2 tRNA genes and 2 rRNA genes are annotated in these 960 nt (G+C 49.7%); all 4 read left to right on the forward strand.

Going from position 1 to position 960, the window contains the following annotated elements:
- Positions 1-99 (forward strand): 16S ribosomal RNA (locus AAGG74_RS23430); the annotation flags it as partial.
- A gap of 101 nt (positions 100-200) precedes the next feature.
- A tRNA-Ile gene (locus AAGG74_RS23435) sits at positions 201-277 on the forward strand.
- Between the two features lie 14 nt (positions 278-291).
- Positions 292-367, forward strand: a tRNA-Ala gene (locus tag AAGG74_RS23440).
- A gap of 81 nt (positions 368-448) precedes the next feature.
- Positions 449-960: ribosomal RNA gene (locus AAGG74_RS23445) — 23S ribosomal RNA — on the forward strand; the annotation flags it as partial.

A 960-nucleotide genomic window follows, 5' to 3' on the forward strand; every position in this document is an offset into this window, starting at 1 on the left:
TAACCTTTTAGGAGCCAGCCGCCGAAGGTGGGACAGATGATTGGGGTGAAGTCGTAACAAGGTAGCCGTATCGGAAGGTGCGGCTGGATCACCTCCTTTCTAAGGATATATACGGAATATAAGACCTTGGGTCTTATAAACAGAACGTTCCCTGTCTTGTTTAGTTTTGAAGGAACTTTGTTCCTTAAATAAGTTAAGATGGGCCTGTAGCTCAGCTGGTTAGAGCGCACGCCTGATAAGCGTGAGGTCGGTGGTTCGAGTCCACTCAGGCCCACCATCTTGAATAATATTGGGGCCTTAGCTCAGCTGGGAGAGCGCCTGCTTTGCACGCAGGAGGTCAGCGGTTCGATCCCGCTAGGCTCCACCAACGTGTTCTTTGAAAACTAGATAACAGTAGACATCACATTCAATTAGTAACACAAGATATCACATAGTGATTCTTTTTAACGGTTAAGTTAGAAAGGGCGCACGGTGGATGCCTTGGCACTAGGAGCCGATGAAGGACGGGACGAACACCGATATGCTTCGGGGAGCTGTAAGCAAGCTTTGATCCGGAGATTTCCGAATGGGGAAACCCACCACTCGTAATGGAGTGGTATCCATATCTGAATTCATAGGATATGAGAAGGCAGACCCGGGGAACTGAAACATCTAAGTACCCGGAGGAAGAGAAAGCAAATGCGATTCCCTGAGTAGCGGCGAGCGAAACGGGAACAGCCCAAACCAAGAGGCTTGCCTCTTGGGGTTGTAGGACACTCTATACGGAGTTACAAAAGAACGAGGTAGATGAAGAGGTCTGGAAAGGCCCGCCATAGGAGGTAACAGCCCTGTAGTCAAAACTTCGTTCTCTCCAGAGTGGATCCTGAGTACGGCGGAACACGTGAAATTCCGTCGGAATCCGGGAGGACCATCTCCCAAGGCTAAATACTCCCTAGTGACCGATAGTGAACCAGTACCGTG

The organism is Bacillus mexicanus (assembly GCF_050445615.1).
GTDB classification, from domain to species: domain Bacteria; phylum Bacillota; class Bacilli; order Bacillales; family Bacillaceae; genus Bacillus; species Bacillus mexicanus.